The sequence below is a fragment of the Collinsella sp. An2 genome (assembly GCF_002160065.1).
In the GTDB taxonomy this organism is placed as follows: Bacteria; Actinomycetota; Coriobacteriia; order Coriobacteriales; family Coriobacteriaceae; genus Limicola.
In genome coordinates, this window is sequence record NZ_NFJW01000027.1 from 1 (window position 1) to 18,822 (window position 18,822).

Annotated in this window: 12 protein-coding genes; 7 read left to right on the forward strand and 5 right to left on the reverse strand. The window is 62.7% G+C overall.

Going from position 1 to position 18,822, the window contains the following annotated elements:
- From B5F33_RS10985 to B5F33_RS10275, 3 genes are all read left to right on the forward strand, one after another.
- The coding region (locus tag B5F33_RS10985) for a hypothetical protein (protein ID WP_204214519.1) at positions 1–328 on the forward strand (328 nt) is incomplete at its 5' end.
- Positions 329–380: 52 nt separating this feature from the next.
- Complete coding sequence (pyk, locus tag B5F33_RS10270) at positions 381–1,841, forward strand: pyruvate kinase (protein WP_087411726.1); 1,461 nt, start codon at positions 381–383, stop codon at positions 1,839–1,841.
- A 589-nt stretch (positions 1,842–2,430) separates the two neighbouring features.
- Positions 2,431–3,492, forward strand: coding sequence for a hypothetical protein (locus B5F33_RS10275; RefSeq protein ID WP_143757982.1), 1,062 nt, complete (start codon positions 2,431–2,433; stop codon positions 3,490–3,492).
- A gap of 290 nt (positions 3,493–3,782) precedes the next feature.
- Here the strand turns inward: B5F33_RS10275 and B5F33_RS10280 are convergent, their stop codons facing one another.
- The 3 genes from B5F33_RS10280 to pheS all read right to left on the reverse strand — a co-directional run bounded on the left by B5F33_RS10280 (position 3,783) and on the right by pheS (position 8,389).
- Complete coding sequence (locus B5F33_RS10280) at positions 3,783–4,631, reverse strand: hypothetical protein (RefSeq protein ID WP_343215929.1); 849 nt, start codon at positions 4,629–4,631, stop codon at positions 3,783–3,785.
- A gap of 106 nt (positions 4,632–4,737) precedes the next feature.
- A complete protein-coding gene (gene pheT, locus B5F33_RS10285; RefSeq protein WP_087411728.1) occupies positions 4,738–7,191 on the reverse strand; it encodes a phenylalanine--tRNA ligase subunit beta in 2,454 nt (817 codons plus the stop codon).
- A gap of 121 nt (positions 7,192–7,312) precedes the next feature.
- Entirely contained in the window at positions 7,313–8,389 is a 1,077-nt protein-coding gene (gene pheS / locus B5F33_RS10290; protein ID WP_087411729.1) for a phenylalanine--tRNA ligase subunit alpha, read from the reverse strand.
- Positions 8,390–9,254: 865 nt separating this feature from the next.
- Between pheS and B5F33_RS10295 the strand changes: the two genes are divergently transcribed.
- Together B5F33_RS10295 and B5F33_RS10300 are read left to right on the forward strand one after the other, a co-directional pair.
- Positions 9,255–10,763 (forward strand): carboxypeptidase M32, encoded by a 1,509-nt coding sequence (locus B5F33_RS10295; protein ID WP_087411730.1) that lies wholly within the window; start codon positions 9,255–9,257, stop codon positions 10,761–10,763.
- A gap of 54 nt (positions 10,764–10,817) precedes the next feature.
- Positions 10,818–11,801 carry a D-isomer specific 2-hydroxyacid dehydrogenase family protein gene (locus B5F33_RS10300; RefSeq protein ID WP_087411731.1) on the forward strand — a complete coding sequence of 328 codons (984 nt, stop codon included), beginning with the start codon at positions 10,818–10,820 and terminating at the stop codon, positions 11,799–11,801.
- An 857-nt stretch (positions 11,802–12,658) separates the two neighbouring features.
- On the opposite strand, the gene B5F33_RS10305 is transcribed toward B5F33_RS10300, so the two are convergent.
- Positions 12,659–13,645 carry an EamA family transporter gene (locus B5F33_RS10305; protein ID WP_087411732.1) on the reverse strand — a complete coding sequence of 329 codons (987 nt, stop codon included), beginning with the start codon at positions 13,643–13,645 and terminating at the stop codon, positions 12,659–12,661.
- A 434-nt stretch (positions 13,646–14,079) separates the two neighbouring features.
- On the opposite strand from B5F33_RS10305, the gene B5F33_RS10310 reads away from it, so the two are divergent.
- Both B5F33_RS10310 and B5F33_RS10315 read left to right on the forward strand, forming a co-directional pair.
- Positions 14,080–17,136 (forward strand): insulinase family protein, encoded by a 3,057-nt coding sequence (locus tag B5F33_RS10310; RefSeq protein WP_239285051.1) that lies wholly within the window; start codon positions 14,080–14,082, stop codon positions 17,134–17,136.
- 494 nt (positions 17,137–17,630) lie between these two features.
- Complete coding sequence (locus tag B5F33_RS10315) at positions 17,631–18,299, forward strand: transaldolase family protein (protein ID WP_087411734.1); 669 nt, start codon at positions 17,631–17,633, stop codon at positions 18,297–18,299.
- A 286-nt stretch (positions 18,300–18,585) separates the two neighbouring features.
- Here the strand turns inward: B5F33_RS10315 and B5F33_RS10320 are convergent.
- Positions 18,586–18,822: transaldolase family protein (locus B5F33_RS10320; protein WP_275532075.1), on the reverse strand; the 237-nt coding region annotated here is incomplete at its 5' end.

Here is an 18,822-nt window from a genome sequence, read left to right on the forward strand (position 1 = left end):
ATCATATCATACACCGACATACACCGTGCTGAAAAGTCACAGGAAATATGTAAAGAAAAAGCCCATTGAGCTGGGCGAAGCAAGCTGTATCTATTCAGATGCGCTGCAAAACTCGGGAGCGTACGCTCACGTCCTGCCTCCCCTCGGCCAACTCGACCCCACCGAAACGCCACACCGCGCGCCCGCAGACCGATCGCCCCATCACATATCCAAAGGCCAAACTGGTTGTAAGACGGGCGCTACTAAACGTTTGGTTTCTGTAAATGCATCAGAAATTCGGTGTGCGGTTGATTTTAATCGCTTTACGGCACAAACGGTTCACCTATAATGCCCGTTGACGATTTTGAAGCAATGTGCCACAGCATCCAGTGGAGGTTTGAATGTACAAACGCACGAAAATTGTCTGCACCATGGGCCCCGCCTGCGACAACGACGAGATGCTTCGCGAGATGATGAAGGCGGGCATGAACATCGCTCGCTTCAACTTCTCCCACGGCTCCTACGAGGAGCACCACGGCCGCATCGAGCGCGTCCGCCGCATCGCCGACGAGCTTGACATGCCCATCGGTATTCTGCTCGACACCAAGGGCCCCGAGATCCGCACGGGCCTGCTTGAGGACCACAAGAAGATTACCGTGAACGCCGGCGACAAGATTGTCGTCACCGCCGAGCCCACCCAGGAGGATCACCTGGGCAACCCCTCGCACATTTCGCTTGACTACGTCGATCTGCCGCGCGAGGTTGAGCCCGGTTCCAAGATCCTGATCGACGACGGCCTCATCGGCCTGGTCGTTGACTCCGTGGATGGCCAGGACATCCACTGCACCGTCGAGAACGGCGGCGAGATCGGCGAGCGCAAGGGCGTCAACGTCCCGAACGTCGAGATCGGCCTGCCCGCGATCACCGATCGCGACCGCGAGGACATCCTCTTCGGCCTGAAGGAGGGCATCGACTACATCGCCGCCTCCTTCATCCGCGACGGCGCCGCGGTGCGCGAGATCCGCAAGCTCTGCGATGAGAATGGCGGCGAGCACGTCGGCATCTTCCCGAAGATCGAGTGCGCGCTGGGCGTCAAGAACTTCGACGACATCCTGAAGGCCTCCAACGGCGTCATGGTTGCCCGCGGCGACCTGGGCATCGAGATTCCGCCCCAGCTTGTCCCGCACATCCAGAAGACCATCATCGCCAAGTGCAACGCTGCCTATAAGCCGGTCATCACCGCTACGCAGATGCTCGACTCCATGATCCGCAACCCGCGCCCCACGCGCGCCGAGGTCGCCGACGTCGCGAACGCCATCTACGACGGCACCGACGCCGTGATGCTCTCCGGCGAGACCGCGTCCGGCGAGTACCCGGTCGAGGCCGTGAAGATGCAGGCCTCCATTGCCCACGAGACCGAAAAGCACATCGCTGCCCACGGCCCGCTTGAGGTTCCTGCCAACAGCCACGGCACCCGCGTGATCAACAACATGGTCGGCCTCTCCGCCGTGAACATGGCCACCACCATCGGCGCCAAGGCCATCGTGGTTCCTACCACCACCGGCCGTACGGCCCGCCTGATCTCGCACTTCCACCCGCACACCCCCATCGTGGCGTTCTCGCGTCACCAGTGGGCCGTGCAGAAGATGCTCATGTACTGGGGCGTCGAGCCGCATCTCGCCGCCATCACGCAGGGCACCGTCGATGACACCGTGACGGTCGCCATCGACGCCGCCAAGGAGCGTGGCTACGTGGACAAGGGCGACGTCGCCGTCGTGACCGTTGGCGATCCGAAGACCTCTGTCACCCTGGCCGACAAGATCACCTCCACGAACGTGGTCTACGTCGCTCAGGTGCGCTAAACGGTGTGCTCAACGCCTTTGCGTCTTACATGCATCCCGAAGAGGGGGTCAGCTTGGCTGACCCCCTCTTTTGTTGCGTATGAGACTGGACTTGCACGACGGACTGGACTTGCACGCCGCGTATTGGACGCCAACGCCATAGGCGGCATGCGTTCCCACTTTGAGCAATCGCCAAACGTTTGAGCAATCACCGAGCGGACACCACTACCTGGCGCCTTCTAAAACGTTGTTCCAACAGAATCCCGCCGCCAAGCAGAGCCCCACCGCAATCTGAACCCGTCCGCCAAGCAGAGTCCACCGCCAAACGGGCCCCATCGCCAAGAGAAGACCTTCCGCCAAGCGGTGGCCTTCGGGGCGGCAAAACCAATTCGTTTCGTTTTTATGCAGTTAGATTGCGACTGCTCGAGTAGACCACCAATTTGGAACCCCGAATCCTGGGCAAACGCTGCAATAATTCTTCCTCTACTCGAAGATTCGTGTTTTAACTGCATAAAAACGAAACGAGTTTCTTGAATACCCAGCGGCCACGATTATTGACCCATTTTCCATTGCCGCCAGGATGTAACGTATTGTCTGCTATCGTCTGGGTATGGACACCTGCCTGACTAACATATCGTCGTTCCTACGTTACCGCACTCCACCCCTGGTACGCGACCTTGCCGGAGGATTCCCCGACATAGCATCGCGTGCGGGCAAACGCGCGCTGCTGCAGCGGCCATCCATATACGGCTGTATTGACCCACCCATTCATGTGCTTGTGTTCCACCCATCCGAGCTACGAAACAACCGCAGCGTCACCACCCACCTGTGGGCACACGACCTTCCTCCCCAGGCCTTACTCGATACTGAAGAAGGCATCTTTACCGCTTCCCCTCTGTTTACCTTGCTTTCCCTGGCACCATCGCTTTGCGTCACACATCTTACGATGGCCATCTATGAATTTGCAGGCACATTCACCGTCTACCGCCCCGCCGAGGTTGTTCACAACCATTTACAGCAACTTATAGACCTCGGTATGCTTCCCGTCATCGATGGCTGGAAGCCCAGCCTCACGCCGGACAACAAACTCACCGACCTCTGGCAGCGCCCTCCGCTCATCACGCTTAATGAGCTTCGCTCCTTTGCTGCTCACATTGACGGCGTGCGCGGCAGCAAGAAATTCAGACAAGCAGCAAAACATGTAACCGGAATCGCGTCGTCTCCCTTCGAAGTCCAAGCGACCATGCTGCTGGGACTACCGCGGCGCTGGGGCGGAATGGGCATCGAGCCGATTCGAAACAACTATCCCATTGCCTTCACCGGCAAAGCACGGAACATCGCATCGCGCGATCGCTGTTACGCCGACCTCTATATGGAGTCCGCAACATCCGACCGAACCGTCGTGGTGGAATGCCAAGGCGACCCATTCCATACCGGCGAATCCAAAAGCCACGAGGATGACAACCGACGCCTCGCCCTGCAAAGCATGGGCTACACCGTTGTTCCTCTTCGCTACGAGCAGATTTCCGACCCGTTGCGCTTTGAGGGCGTGGCGTCGTATATCTCGCGAGAATTGGGCCTGGACGCCAAACCGAAAACCTCTGCCTTCAAGCGCGCCTCGCAGGAGCTCCGTCATGACCTTTTCATTGACTGGTGGACGCTCGGCCGATAACCCTCGCTTGGCTGCGCCGACACATCGACGCCCAGCTTGGGCACAGTCCCATCGGTGTGGGACGCATTTGCCCTCTATTTTGCAACTTGAAAAGCGGTCGAGAAAACTCGTTTCGTTTTTATGCAGTTAAAACGAGAATCTTCGAGTAGAGGAAGTCTTTTGGCGGCGTTTGCCCAGGATTCGGGACTCCAAATCGGGGGTCTACTCGGGCAATCGCAATCTAACTGCATAAAAACGAAACGAGTTTTCGAAACAGCCCATGAGACCCCCTATTGTTGGGACAAATGTGCCTACAGGCGCTCCTCGAGCAGGGTTTCGGTATGATCGAGCGCCTCGGCGAAGACATGCTCGAAGAAATCGGTGGTTAGAAGCTCGTAGCGAGGGTCCGGCGTACCGTGGTTGGTACGAACGGTCTCGTGCGCCACGCCAACGCTCAGGAGCACCGGCTGTTCCTCGATGGGATACTGCGGGAACGCCGCAGCCGCAGCGATGAGTCGCGGCGTCGCGCGCGGCACCAGATCGATAGGAAGCGCCTTTCCAAACAGGTCGAAATCCCCCTGCTTCTTGATGCGAAACGCCTCGCTCGGCTTGCCGCCGTGCGCATCGAGAAACTCGTTGACGCGGGTGTTCCACAGGTTGTCGGCAACAAGGTGCGCCCACGCGCCAAGCACCATGTCAAACACCGACGCATCCAGCGCCTCGCGCGAAAGGTCAGCGTCGGCAGTGCAGCCCTGCCATACGGGCGGCTTGGCGTCCATGTAGCGCTGAGGGTAGTGGCAGCGGCTCACGTAGTCCTGCTCGATGTGAAGCGACGAGGCCAAAATGGGCCGCTCTGCACCGGAGCGCGGCGTCTTGCAGGAAATCCCCAGCCGCTCTGCCAACGGGGCGACATAGGTGTTCCAGAACTCCCACTCGCGCGGCTTCGGAATATGCTCAGGCTTCGCTACATGGGTGATGCGGTAAGCGATGGGATGCTGGATGCCCGGGACCATGTAGCCCACGTAGATGTCGGGCACAAGGTTGCCAAACAAAAACGCGTTGCGGTCGACCACCGTGCGCGCTACGGCACCGGTGCGCGCAAGCAGGCGCTCCGTTTGGGCAATATGGATGTTCCAACTTGGCACGAACGCTCCAATCACTCAGCATCCCCAAGAACAGAATAGACCTTTTTGCAAGCGGCCCCCGCAGACCGGCATTGCCGGCACGCGAGGGCCATCGCATACATGCTCTTGCTATCGGCTGGGCTTAGGACCTGACCTCGCCGCCGACGGCCTTGCACACCTTCGTCACGAGCTTGCCGTGCACCTTCTCGACCTCCTCAGAGGTGAGCGTGTGGTCGTCGGCACGATAGGTGAGCGCGAAGGCCATGGACTTCTTGCCCGCACCCACGCGCTGCTCGTCGCGGTAGACGTCGAAGAGGCGGATGCCGCGCAGGAGCTTGCCGCCGGCAGACTGCAGGCGACGCTCCAGGTCCTCGCAGGTCACGTCCTCGTTCACTACAATGGCAAGGTCGACGTCGACCGACGGGAAGGTCGAGAACTCGCGATAGGCCTCCTGGTCGCGCGCCGCCTTCATGAGCGCCTCGAGGTTGAGCTCGAACGCGACCACCGGCAGGCTGATGTCAAACGCCTCGCGCACGTCCGGGTGAATCTCGCCGACCCATCCGAGCACCACGCCGCCCGAAAGCACCTCGGCGCCGCGGCCGGGCTGCAAGAACGCATACCCATCGCCCTCGGCAGCACGGAAGCGGACCTTCTCCACGCGCAGCTGGGCCAGTAGCTCCTCGACCACGCCCTTGCCGTCGAAGAAGCGCAGCGGGCGCTGCTTCGTGATCCAGGTGACGTCGCCCCATGCGCCAGAAAGCACGCCGGCAAGGCTCGGGCGCTCCTTCGGCAGGCTCGCGTTCTCGCGGCCAAAGAAGAGCGTGCCCATCTCGTACAGGTGCACGTTGGCAGTGCCGTGCGCCTCGTTGTAGGCAACCGACTGCAGCAGGCCCGGCAGCAGCGAGCGGCGCATCTCGGACTGCTCCGCCACGAGCGGGCGCATGAGCACGACGGGCACGCCGCGGCCCTCGTCGCTCATGCCGCATTTTTCGAGGTCGCCGGGGGCCGCGAAGGAATACGTCGTGGTCTCATTGAGGCCGCAGGAGCGCAAGATGCCGCCGATGCGGCGACGCAGCCGCTGGTCGTGCGTGAGGCCGCCGATGTGGTTTTTCGCTGCCGGGATGGTCGCCTCGACGCGGTCCATGCCCCACAGGCGAAGCACTTCCTCGATGAGGTCGATCTCGCGCTCGAGGTCGGGGCGGAACGTGGGCGGTACCACGCGGAAGTCGTCGCCGTCGCGCTTGACCGTGCAGCCCAGGCGCGTCAGCGAGCGCTCGATGAACGCGGGCTCGATCTGGGCGCCGCAGATCAGGTGCACGCGCGACAGACGCAGCGTGAGCTCCGGCTGGGTCTTGGGCGCCGGCCACAGGTCGACATACCCGGGCGCGACCTCGCCGTCGGCGAGCTCCTCGATCAGGGCGCAGGTCAGGTTCGCAACGTCCACGCAGCCGGTCTCGTCAACCTGGCGCTCGAAACGAATGGACGCGTCGGAGATGAGCGAGAGGTCGCGGCTCGTGTGTGAGGTGCGGCCCGCGTCGAAGCAGGCGCTCTCCACGAGCACGTCGCAGGTGTCGTCCTCGATCTCGGAATCCATGCCGCCCATGACGCCGGCCAGGGCGACCGGACGCTCGCCGTCGGTAATAAGGCCCATGCCGGCCGCAAGCGTGCGCTCCTGGCCGTCGAGGGTCTGGAAGACCTCGCCCTCATGCGCGGCGCGCACGACCACCCGACGATGCCCGTCGCGCTCGGCAAAGGTGGAGAGGTCGAAGGCGTGCAGCGGCTGACCGGTCAGCATCATCACGTAGTTGGTGATGTCGACGATGTTGTTGTGCGGACGAATGCCCAGCGCATTCAGGCGCTCGACCATCCAGTCGGGCGAGGGCCCCACCTTCACGTTGCGCACGATGCGAGCCACGTAGCGGCTGCACAGGCCCTCGTCGGCGATCTCGAGCGAGACCTCGTCAGCCGTGGGTCGGCCGACCTCCTGCTTGATCGCCGGCAGCTCGATGTGCGTGTCGCGGTCGAAGATGGCGCCCACCTCGCGCGCGATGCCCGCCATGGAGAGGCAGTCGGGGCGGTTCGGGGTGATCTCGCAGTCGAGCACCGTGTCGGTAGTGCCCCAGTACTGCGCAAACGGTACGCCCACCGGCGCGTCCTCGGGCAGGATAAGGATGCCGGAGTGGTCGCCGCCGAGGCCGAGCTCGCGCAGAGAACAGTTCATGCCGCACGAGACCACGCCGCGCAGCTTGCTCTTCTTGATCTTGACGCCGCCGGGAAGCTCTGCCCCCACAAGCGCCGTCACGATGTGGTCCCCGGCGTTGAAGTTCTGGGCGCCACACACGATCTGCAGCGGCGCGGGCTTGCCGTCCTCGCCCAGGTTATAACGGCCGACATCGACCATGGTGACCCACATGTGGTCGGAGTCGGGGTGCGACTCCTTCGAGACCACCTGGGCGCACACGATGTTGTCGAACGACTCGCCGAGGGTGTCGATTGCCTCGACCTCGGTTCCGGTGCGAATGAACTCCCGGCTGAGCTCGTCCGGCGATTCCGGCACATCCACGAGCTCCTTGAGCCACTTATATGAAACGCGCATTACTATCTCCTTTAGCGATGACCCCTTTTGGGACGGGGTCATTTTGGTCCACCAACAACGGTTACGGCCTAAAGCCGTCTCCCCTCAACAGCGGCCACGGCCTTCCGAGCTACCCGTTACCCTAGAATTGCTCCAAAAAGCGCATATCGCCAGTCATAAGCGTCCGCAGGTCGGGCAGGTCGTAGCGAAGCGCCGCGACGCGCTCCACGCCGATGCCAAACGCGAAGCCGGTGTAACGCTCCGGATCGAGCCCGCAGTTCACAAGCACGTTGGGGTCAATCATGCCGCAGCCCAGGATCTCGATCCAGCCACTGTGCTTGCAGAAGCTGCACCCCTTGCCGCCGCACACGTGGCACGACACGTCAAGCTCGCAGCTGGGCTCGGTGAAGGGGAAGAAATGCGGGCGATAGCGGGTCTTGCGGTCCGCGCCGAACATGCACTTCGCAAAGTAGTCGAGCGTGCCCTTGAGGTCGCCGAAGGTGATGCCCTCGTCCACCACGATGCCCTCGACCTGGTTGAACTGCGGCAGGTGGCAGGCGTCGGCCGTGTCGGGGCGATACACCGTGCCCGGAACGATCGCGTAGATGGGTGGCTTCTGATGCTCCATGATGTGGATCTGCGTGCCGGAGGTCTGCGTGCGCAGCAGAACGTCGGACTCGCCGTGCGCGTGCTCCTCGGGATGTGCCACCGAGCCCGGCGCATTGTCCACCACGTAGAACGTGTCGCGCGCCGAACGGCTCGGGTGATCCATGGGGGCGTTCAGAGCCGTGAAGTTGTACCAGCTCGTCTCGACCTCGGGACCCGCCTCGACGGTATAGCCGATTCCGCAGAAGACGTCCTCCATCTCCTCCTTGATCTGGTTGATGAGATGCTGGTGTCCGATGGTCGGGCGGGCGCCGGGCAGCGTGACGTCGACGGCCTCGGTGGCCATGAGGCTGCGCATGGCCTCCCGCTTGATGTTCTCGCTGCTGCGCTGAAGCATCGTCTCGACCATGCGACGCAGCTCGTTGGCGCGCTTGCCCAAAACCGGGCGCTCCTCGGGAGCGACCTTGCCCATCATGTGCATCAGGGCCGTGACCTCGCCCTTCTTGCCCAGCAGCGCAATGCGCGCGGCTTCGAGCTTCTCGGCCGAGTTCGCCGAGGCAATAAGGTCTTTGGCCTTCGCCTCAAGCGCGTCAAGATCTTCGATAAGAGCCATCGTGTTCCTTTCTCATCTCACCCGCACGCGGCGTCGGTGCGGGCCCCGAGCGTGGTAATAAAAAAACCGTCCTCGGGCATCGTCTTTGCCCAAGGACGGTGAAGTTCCGCGGTACCACCTTGTTTGGCTGCCGGATGTCTGCCCGGCATGCCCCCTTTGTCCCGATGTCGCCCGGGCGGGCGGCTCCCCTACTCAGCGCTGGCGCACACCGTCTTTGGTAACAGCCTCCGAAGTGCGCGCGGCCGTTCAGGTCGCTGCTCGGGAGTGAACTCGATGCCTCGTCGCTGCAGGCGGGCTTTCAGCCGGTGGCCCTCCCTCTCTGAGCTGCGACATGCGAGGCGTCGACCTCTCCGTCAACGCGTTGGTCGAAAGGATAGCACATTTGCAGGGACATACGCCGGCAATATGGGCGACGACGTGCGAATACACGGGATTGACCGCAGCTGCCGCACAAGGACGGTACGACGTGGCACGCTTTTGCCCAACAGGGGTCGCAATCTTCGTCCATCGAGGTCGTGTTTTTAGTCCAGCAACTACGTTTGACTAAGATTAGGTCGAAAAACAGGCCCAAAGTTAGTCAATTGTAGTTGCTGGACTAAGTTTGACGAGGGGATCGGCGCGCATGAGCGGGCGGGGCAGTCGTCGCGAAGGGCATCCAGACGCGCGACCGTGCAGCAGCAGCCGCGTGGGACGGCATCCCGCACGATCCGCGCGCGGCCGCAGCCTCAGCGCTACACTGGGAGCTGCCGCGTCACGCTCGCCCAACCGCGCCTCATTCGCCCCGATGCGAGCAAAACGCCAGCACGCAGCATCCGACCGGCTCCAATCATCCCAAAGACAGACCCCGATATCGAAAGGACGCACCATGAAACCCACCGACGCCGTACGTGATTTCACGCGCCTCCAACGCGACCTCTGGTGCCGCGAATACCTTACGAGCATCCTCGATTTCGACGGAGAGACCGTCGCCCCCGAAAACGGCGCCGCCGCCCGCGCCGAGGCCATGGGCGTTCTCTCCGAAGAGCATCACCGCCTGCTGACCAGCCAGTCTGCGCAGGATCTGGTGGCCGAGCTCACCAAACAGCAGGAGGCCGGCGCGCTTGACGACACGACCGCCGCGGAGCTCAGGGTCTTCGCGCGCGACCAGCGCGAGGCGCTTGCCATCCCCACCGACGAGGTTGCCGCGTGGAGCCGCCTCACCAGCGAGGCCAACGCCGTGTGGCACAAGGCGAAACTGGCAAACGACTGGGCATCTTTCGAGCCGTATGTGGACCGAATTGTCGAGACGCTCAAACGCCACGCGAGCTACCTGGACGCCAACCGAGACCCCTACGACGTGTGGCTCGACCAGTACGAGCGCGGCATGGACGCTGCCTCCTACGACGCGTTTTTCAACCAGGTGCGCTCGACCGTAGTCCCGCTTGTGCACGAGATCGGGGCCATACCCACGAAGCGTCCCGCCTTCTTGGACGCGTGCGTGCCCGAGGCGGCGCAAATGGGCATCGCGCGCGACCTACTTGCGCTTGAAGGCCTCGACCCTGCAGGGTGCGCCCTCGCCTGCGTCGAACATCCCTTCTCAGACGGATTCGCCCCTGGCGACGTTCGCGTGACCACCCACATCTACGAGCAGGACGTCCTGAGCAACGTCTTCACCATCCTGCACGAGGGCGGGCACGCCTCCTATGAGCAAAACGTCGACAGCGCCTACGATTACACCTGCTTGGCACATGGCACCTCGATGGGCATCCACGAAAGCCAGTCACGTTTCTTCGAAAACTACGTGGGCCGCAGCCGCGCCTTCATGGAACCGCTCCTCTCAATCCTGTGCGCGCACGCCCCCGAGGCATACGAGGGGGTCGACGCGGGCACCCTCTACCGCGCCGCCAACATCGCCGCGCCGGGGCTCATCCGCATGGATGCCGACGAGCTCACCTATCCGCTGCATATCATGCTGCGCTACGACATCGAGCGCATGCTGTTCTCCAGCGAGGCGACCGCGCGTGACATCCCCGGTCTGTGGGCAAAGCTTTCCCGCGACTACCTGGGGCTCGAGGTTCCCGACGACGCCCGCGGATGCCTGCAGGACACCCATTGGTCGGGCGGCAGCTTCGGATACTTCCCAAGCTATGCCCTGGGCAGCGCCTACGGCGCCCAGTTCCTTGCAGCCATGCGCGGGGACGGCGTGGACTTCGAGGGCGCCTGCGCCGCGGGCGACCTCGCGCCTATCGCGGCGTGGCTGCGCGACAAGATCTGGCGCTGGGGCCGCGGCAAGGACGCCCAGGAGCTGATTGCCGGAGCATGCGGCGCTCCCTTTGATGCGACGTATTACTGCACCTACCTGGATACGAAGTTCCGCGAGCTCTACGGGCTGTAGCAAGAACGCGAGCGACCTTCGCCCGCCACAGTCGCCCTCATCGAAAGGTTCTCCATGAAAATCTTCGCCTATGCCCTGCGCCCCTTTGACGAGCTGGGCTTTCTCGACCGGCTGAGCCATGAGCTCGGCTTCGACTACGACTGGACGCCCGACTATCCCACGCTTGACAACGTGGAGCTGGCAGCCGGGGCCGACATGCTCAACATCATCACGAACCCCATGACGCCGCCCCTCCTGGACGCATATCACCGCCTGGGAATCCGCGGCATCGCCACCAGGTCGATCGGCTACGACCACATCGACGTCGCCTACGCGCGCCAGCTGGGCATGCGCGTCGCGCACGCCGCCTACCCTCCTGAGGGGGTAGCCGACTACACCGTCATGCTCATCCTCATGGCGCTGCGCAAGGCAAAGCTCGTGTTTCGCCATGCTGCGGCCCAGAACTTCGGGCTCGAGGGGAAGATGGGGCGTGACCTTGCCTCGTGCACCGTGGGCATCGTGGGCACGGGGGCTATCGGAAGCCGGGTGGCGCGCAACCTCTCCGGTTTCGGCTGCCGCTTGCTCGCCTTTGACCCCTATCCGCGCGAGAGCCTGAAGGACCTGGTGGAGTATGTCGACCTCGACGCGCTGCTCGAGGCGTCCGACGTGGTGACGCTTCACGCGCCGGGACTCGCCCAGAACCACCACATGATCGGCGCGACGGAGCTTGCCCGCATGCGCGAGGGGGCGATTCTGGTCAACGCCGCACGCGGCAGCCTCGTGGACACCTCTGCGCTTATCGACGCGATTGAGTCGGGGCACCTGGGTGGGGCAGCGCTCGACACCATCGAGCACGAATCGAATCTCTACTACCTGGACAAGGGCGCGCAGCCGCTTCCCAACCGCGATCGGGCGATCCTGCAGGCGTTTCCCAACGTGGTGGTCTCGCCTCACATGGCCTTCTACACCGAAACCGACGTCGAGCACATGGTACGCAGCACCACCGAAGCGCTTATGGCCTTCTCGCGCGGCGAGGATACGCCTTTCGAAGTGCGCTGATAGAGCCGAACGGCTGCCCCGTGCCTACCGCCTGCGGGGCAGCCGTCTCATGTTTGCCTGCGCTTGCGTGAGCCCTGACGGAGCAGCCGCACGTGGCGGCGCGGGTAGCCGAGTTGCCACAGCTAACACCGTCGTAACGCCATCGCAATGATGCAGGCAGGTCCTACGATATTGGGACACGGCAATGATCGTGCCTGGCGCGATGGCACTGTCGCCGCAACGGACGCGGACGGGCCGGTCATATGGGCGTTTCGCCGCAGCCAGACGCCGCTCCGCGCCTCCCCACTCTGCGCGGCGCCTTATGCATTCCCTGCATGCATATTTTTGCACCTATCTTGCATAGGATTGAGGCCAATTTGGCGTTTCAGCGGGGCATGGCGGCGTTTTGGCAGGCCGAGGTGGACAAATTTTCGACTTGTCTGTAGGTGGCGCCTCGGATCCGATGCCAATGGTGGGTCTGATAATGCGATTTCGAGCCCTGCAGCGACCCAAATCCTATACATGGACCCAAATCGGCGGTCCTGGTTACAGACTTCTCGAAAATTTGACCACAATGCTCCTGGAACGCCCCGTTGCGCTGGCCACGGATCTCCCGGTCCCGCCGGAGGGCTCGTCCCGCCTCACGCTGCGGCGTCCGCGCGGTCGCGGCATCATTTGCCTACGCGCCAATGTGGGGTCTGACCGACCGCTTCGAAGGCGCCGACGCCGAGCAATGCGGCCCCGAAAGACCTGCGGGCCCCACTCTGCCGCGAAGCACGCCCTGCGCAACTCAACTGAGCAGCGTTTCGCCAAACGTACCCGTCCCCAATGACAGGGCAACGTTTTGCCAAATGTACCCGTCCCCAATGGCAAATGAGTTAGACCGTCAAGAACACCATCACGATGATGCACGCAAACCCCACGATGTCGGTGGGTGCGAAGAGCGTTCCCAAAAGCAGCGCGCTCGTCACCGTGGCCGAGACGGGCTCCACCGTACCAATGAGAGCGGCGCGCATGCTACCAATGTCCTTCACGCCCTGCATGTAGAGGAAGTACGACAGGAACGACCCTACAGCGATCAGCACGGCAAACGCTCCCCAACCGGTCGGATCGAGCACGGGTACGCTATTCCACGGCTGAAAAATCGCACACGTCACCAGGCCCGAAAGCAACATGCCCGAACCCGTGACGATCGATGAACCGTACGTGGGCAGAATGCCCGCCGGAATGATCGTCATGCACGCCGCGCCCAGCGCCGAGATAAGCCCCACAAGCAGGCCCTCTGGCGGAATCGCCAGGTTGGAGGGGTTGCCGCCCGTCGCAATAAGATAGGTGCCCAGGAGCGCAAGCGCCACGCCCAAGATCTCACGCCGACGCGGCACGCGGCGGGCGTTGATGCAGGCATAGGCCATGATGATGAGCAGCTGGAGCGTCTGCATGACCGTCGCCGTGCCCGCATTGGTAAGCCGCACCGACGTGAGATAGCCAAACTGGTTGAGCAGAACGCCGCAGGCCGAAAACACGAGCACAATCAGGCGGTCGTGCGGATTCGTCCACAGCGCAACGAACCGTTTGCGGTCGGTTGCCAGGATGAGCGCCAAAAACAGCAGGCCGGCGCAAAGCTGCCGCGTACACATGAGCCAGATAGTGTCCATGTGGTAGACGTCGAAGAGCAGGCTCGCGCAGGTGCCGGAGAAGCCCCAGAAGATGCCACCGAACAGCGTCGACAGCACACCGACGACAAACCGCCGGTGCTCGGCCGCGTTCAGGCGCTCTCGCAGCGAGCGGCGATGCCTGCGCGAGGCGGCGTCGACCCCGAAGCGATCGACGGTTTCCTCACCCGTGGACATCGTCTCGTCTGCCATTGCATCCCCCTTGTTCCCCTCGAAGCGGTGCTGCCACAACGCGGTCCAAGACCGCGGCAGCCGTATCACCTTAGCGCAAGATTCCCCAGGTTAAAACAGGTTTTTGTAAACTCGCGCCAAAGCTATTAACCCCGCTTTGACACACTAAAGCACGTGCTTGGCAAACGCTGCGGACGCAGGCGCATTCGAAACGTCATTCGGGTATAAGCTTGACCAGCATTGCAACCGACCTCTCAGGGAGCATCATCGTGAGTAACTCCACCGAACGCATTACCGGGACAGCCCAGGCAGCCCCGTCACAGGAATCCGCGGCGCCTTCGCCCGCCAATGCAGCAGGCGCGGCCGTGGCCCCAACCGCAACAGAGCAGGCCGCAGGCCCCCGCGCCGCCGCGGCGGCGCTTCTTACCACGGGATCTACGACGTGCGGATTTGTCATTGAGCGCAGCGAGACCATCGCCGAGCTTGACGCCGATGCCTACGTGCTTCGTCACACCTCGAGCAGCGCCCGCCTGCTCTACCTGGCATGTGACGACGAGAACAAGGCCTTCGCAATCGCCTTCAAGACCCCTCCGGCAGACGACACCGGCGTCTTTCACATCCTGGAGCATTCCGTGCTTTGCGGCTCGGCGAAATTCCCGGTCAAAGAGCCGTTCGTGGACCTTATCAAGAGTTCCATGCAGACCTTCCTGAACGCCATGACCTATCCCGACAAGACGATCTACCCGGTTGCCTCGACCAACGAGCAGGACCTCCTCAACCTCATGGACGTCTACATGGACGCGGTGCTCAACCCGGCGATCTGGCACAAGCGCACCATCTTCGAACAGGAGGGCTGGCACTACGAGCTCGATGTTCCCGAGGGCGCGGCCCCGCGCGAGGGCACGCTGCACTACAACGGCGTCGTCTTCAACGAGATGAAAGGCGCCCTGTCCGACCCGCTTGACGTGCTGGACAACGCGGTGATGCGCGAGCTGTTCCCCGACACCGCCTACGCCTGCGAGTCCGGCGGCAATCCTCGCGCGATTCCCACGCTTACCTACGAGTCGTTCCTGGACAGCCACGCGCGCCACTACAACCTTGCCAACAGCTACATCGTGCTGTACGGCGACTTTGCCGACGTGCGCCGTGAGCTTGCGTTTTTGGACGAGCACTACCTGTGCGACGAAGCACGGGCGGCATCTGCCGAAGCCAAGAAGGCCGAGCTGCAGAACCTGGCCCGCAGCGAGCAGTCCGCAGGTGCAGACGTGGCGGTGTCGGACGATGCGCAGGCCGTGAACGCCCACGCGCCCGGCGCCCCCAACCCCCTGCATGCGCAGGAGCCCGTGGTCTGCGACCTCGTTCGGCAGGAGATGGTCACCACGCCGGACAACGCGCTCGTAGGCATGGCATACGTGCTGGGCGATGCCTGCGACACCAAACGCATCATCGCTGCCGACGTGCTGTTCGAGGCCCTGCTGGGCACGAACGAGGCGCCGATCAAAAAAGCTATCATCGCGGCGGGGCTGGGCGGCAACGTCCAGAGCTACACCTCGACCGCCTGCCTGCAGCCCTATGAGCTCATCATTCTGCAGGGGGCCAAGCCCGACGTCGCGCGCACCTTCCGCGCGACCATCGAAGACGAGTGCCGCCGGCTGGTCGCAGAGGGCGTGCCGCGCGACCGCCTGGAGGCCGTGATCTCGAGCAACGAGTACTCCCTGCGCCAGCGTGACTACGGCACGGCCGACGGCGTCGTGCTCGCCTGCGAGGCGCTCTCCACGTGGCTGTACGACGACGATGCCGCGACCCTCGCGCTCAAGGTCGCCGACATCTATGCCGAGCTGCGGGCAGCTCTTGATGGCGACTATTTCGAGCGCCTCCTGACCGAGCTCGTCTTGGAGAGCAACCATCGCGCCCTTGTCGAAATCGTGCCCACGTTGACGGACGAGGCCGCGGCCGCAGGTGCGCCGGACGAGGCGACGCCTGCGCAGGACGCCGAGCCAGCGGCTGCAGACGACGCCCGCTCCCCCGAGGCCGCACGTCTCGCAGAGATCAAGGCGTCCCTTACAGACGACGAGCTCGCCGGCATCCTGCGTGACGTCGACGCCCTTCGCGCCGCCCAGGAGGCCGAGGACACGCCCGAGGCGAAGGCGACCCTGCCCCGCCTGCACGTCTCCGACATCGGACCCAGCCGCCCCGAACCCCCGCTCATCGTCGAGACGCGCACACCCGTGCCGTGCCTGGTGCATCGCATCCCCACCCGCCGGCTGGCGTACGTGCTGACCTACTTCGACCTGAGCCATGTGAGCTACGCCGAGCTGCCCTATGTGAAGGTGCTCGCGCGCCTCATGCAGCAGCTCGCCACCACCCGGCGCTCCGCCGCCGAGCTCGACAGCTATATAGCCTCGAACCTCGGCTTCCTCTCGTTTACCACCGAGGTGTTCCAGCAACCCAACTGGCGCCTTGCCAAGCCGGTGCTGCTGGTCTCTGCCGGCGCGCTTTCCGAGAAAATCGACGCACTGGCGAGCATTCCGCGCGAGGTCTGGGCCGAGACCGTCTTCGAGGACACCGACCGCATGCGCGATGTGCTCACGCAGGTGAAGATCGGCATGGAGCAGGCCTTCATCACCGCCGGACATCAGGCGGCGCTTGCCCGGTCGCTCAGCTACGTCTCGCCCGCCGCGGTCGTCTCCGAACAGCTGGGCGGCGTGGATTTCTATCGCTTCCTGCGCGACCTGCTCGACCATTTCGACGAGCGCCGCGACGAGCTTGTCGCCAAGCTGCGCGAGCTGCAGGAGCGCATCTTCACCTCGACGGGAACCATCGTGAGCTTCACCGGCTCCGACGAAGACCTTCGCCGCTTCTGGGAAGCCGCCGGCGACCTGGGGCTTTCGCCCCGCACGGCGCCCGCCAAGGAGCTCTACGTGCCCGCACCCGAGCCCAAACGCGAGGCGTTCGTCATCCCCAGCGACGTCTGTTACCTTGCGCAGGCCACCGACCCGCGCGCGCTGGGCATTGCGACCGACGGCAGCTGGGGCGTGGCGGCCAACGCGCTTTCGTATGACTACCTGTGGAACGAGATTCGCGTGAAGGGCGGCGCCTATGGCTGCGGCTTCCGCGCCGCGGTCGACCGTCAGCTGGCTTTCTATACCTATCGCGACCCCGCAATCGACCCGTCGCTTGCCCGCATCGCACAAGCGGGAGCCTGGCTGCGCTCCTTTGAGCCCGCACCCGAGGCGTTCGAGGGCTTCATCGTCTCGTCGGTCTCGAGCCACGATGCGCCCGTAAAGCCGTATGCCCTCACCAAGCGCCGCAACGCCGAGTACTTCTCGCAGCGTCCCGTCGACTTCCGCACCAAGGTGCGCAAGGAGATGCTCGCCGCAACGCCCGAGCGGCTGCGTGCGCTCGGCGATGATGTGGAGCGCGTCGCGACGGACGCTCCCCGCTGCGTCTTCGGCGGACGGGCGATCATTGAGGCCAGCTCGGCGGATTGGGACGTCATCAACCTGCTGTAATGGCAAGGTCACTCACCTGAGTAGGCGGCGGGCAAGCCGCGATAAACAAAGGCGCCGAGGCGCTTGGATTCGCTCCAACGCCTCGGCGCCTTTTGTGTTACCCCTGCGAGCGCGGGCGGCCCCGGGATGTACTCACAGGACAAAACGCGTGTCCGCCCCGTCTCCGCCATGAAGATTTGTTGACTCTTCGCCAACGCTCAGTAATTCCCCAAAATCGACCCGGATTCTGGGGAATTACTGAGCCTCGGCGAAAACAACGGCCGCCGACGCTCAGTTTCCCGCTTCGCCAGTGGTCACATAACACGAAACGGGGAAAGTTGTTTCAACATCGCCGCACATCGTGACATCTATGGAAACTTGTCATGCACACTCGGCAGACTCAATCAGATGTTTCCTCGCCGAATTGAAGTGCATGATGCTTGCGACCCCACATTACGCGGCGATACGGTGGGATGGACATCCTTAGTCCACGACACACCGGGAGGAGCCATTCCATGGAATTCATTTTGGACACTGCCGATCTCGAGGCCATCAAAGATCTCGACCGCTTACTGACTGTTGCCGGTGTCACCACAAATCCCAGTATCATTTCCTCAACCGGCATGGACCCTGAAACCGTCATCGGCAATCTTGTGGACTATCTATCTCCCGAGCAGAAGCTATTTGTGCAGACCGTCCAAACATCCGTCGACGGCATTCTCGAAGAAGCCCGCTGGATTTCTCAGCTGCGACCGAAAAACATGTACGTCAAAATTCCCGTTACGCACGAGGGACTTGAGGCAATTAAACAGGCCCGAAATGAAGGGATGCATGTTCTGGCAACCGCAATTTATTCGCCAGATACCGCCTTTTTGGCCGCACTGAATGGAGCTGATTATCTGGCGCCTTACGTCAATCGCATGTGCAACTACGGCGATGGCGTCCAGCAGGTTATCGATTTGCAACGCATGCTCGATGCTCAGCATGTTCCCACCAAGATAGTTGCCGCCTCCTTCAAAAATGCCGACCAAGTACGTCGTCTTATCGCAGCCGGTATCCAGGCGGTCACCGTACCGCCCGCGGTTGCCTACACCATGATTGGGCACCCCGGTGTTCAGATTGCGGTCGATGAGTTTACAGCCGCCTGGCAAAAGGCATATGGCCGCACCACACTCAGGGCATAACGGGCTGAATCTTCCCTTTCCCATAGCTCGTCTTATGCAAGAAAGGCACCGCATGATGATCTGCGGTGCCTTTCCCATTTCCTCAATACATCGATGCCCTGCAAGGCAATCGCTTTGCAGGGCATCTTATAAACATGTTGGGCATGCAGCCCACTAGACACCGCTTGTGACATCAAACGAAAGTAAATCGAATAACACCCATCAGAAGCATGCCGGTGTGTTCGTGCGCTGCTCGACTGGGGACAGCAGCATCCCAAGAGGCTCAATCGCGAACAAAAACCACCCCTTACTGGGCGTCGACGACCTTCTTCCAGTCGGCCTCGAAGGAGGCCAGGCCCTGGTCGGTCAGGGGATGTTTAAGGCACTTCTTGAGCGCGGCGAACGGCACGGTGGCGATGTCGGCGCCGAGCAGGGCCGCCTGGGTCACGTGGTTCGGGGTGCGCACCGAGGCGGTGATGATCTCCACCTGGTCGTCGACGTTCTTGCCCGTCCAGTCGTAGTTCTTGACGCAGGTCACGACGTT

What these genes read in the sequence shown, in the direction of transcription:
- pyk (WP_087411726.1), top strand. Translation starts at nt 381, where the DNA reads ATGTACAAACGCACGAAAATTGTCTGCACCATGGGCCCCGCCTGCGAC.
- B5F33_RS10275 (WP_143757982.1), top strand. Translation starts at nt 2,431, where the DNA reads ATGGACACCTGCCTGACTAACATATCGTCGTTCCTACGTTACCGCACT.
- pheT (WP_087411728.1), bottom strand. Translation starts at nt 7,191, where the DNA reads ATGCGCGTTTCATATAAGTGGCTCAAGGAGCTCGTGGATGTGCCGGAA.
- pheS (WP_087411729.1), bottom strand. Translation starts at nt 8,389, where the DNA reads ATGGCTCTTATCGAAGATCTTGACGCGCTTGAGGCGAAGGCCAAAGAC.
- B5F33_RS10295 (WP_087411730.1), top strand. Translation starts at nt 9,255, where the DNA reads ATGAAACCCACCGACGCCGTACGTGATTTCACGCGCCTCCAACGCGAC.
- B5F33_RS10300 (WP_087411731.1), top strand. Translation starts at nt 10,818, where the DNA reads ATGAAAATCTTCGCCTATGCCCTGCGCCCCTTTGACGAGCTGGGCTTT.
- B5F33_RS10305 (WP_087411732.1), bottom strand. Translation starts at nt 13,645, where the DNA reads ATGGCAGACGAGACGATGTCCACGGGTGAGGAAACCGTCGATCGCTTC.
- B5F33_RS10315 (WP_087411734.1), top strand. Translation starts at nt 17,631, where the DNA reads ATGGAATTCATTTTGGACACTGCCGATCTCGAGGCCATCAAAGATCTC.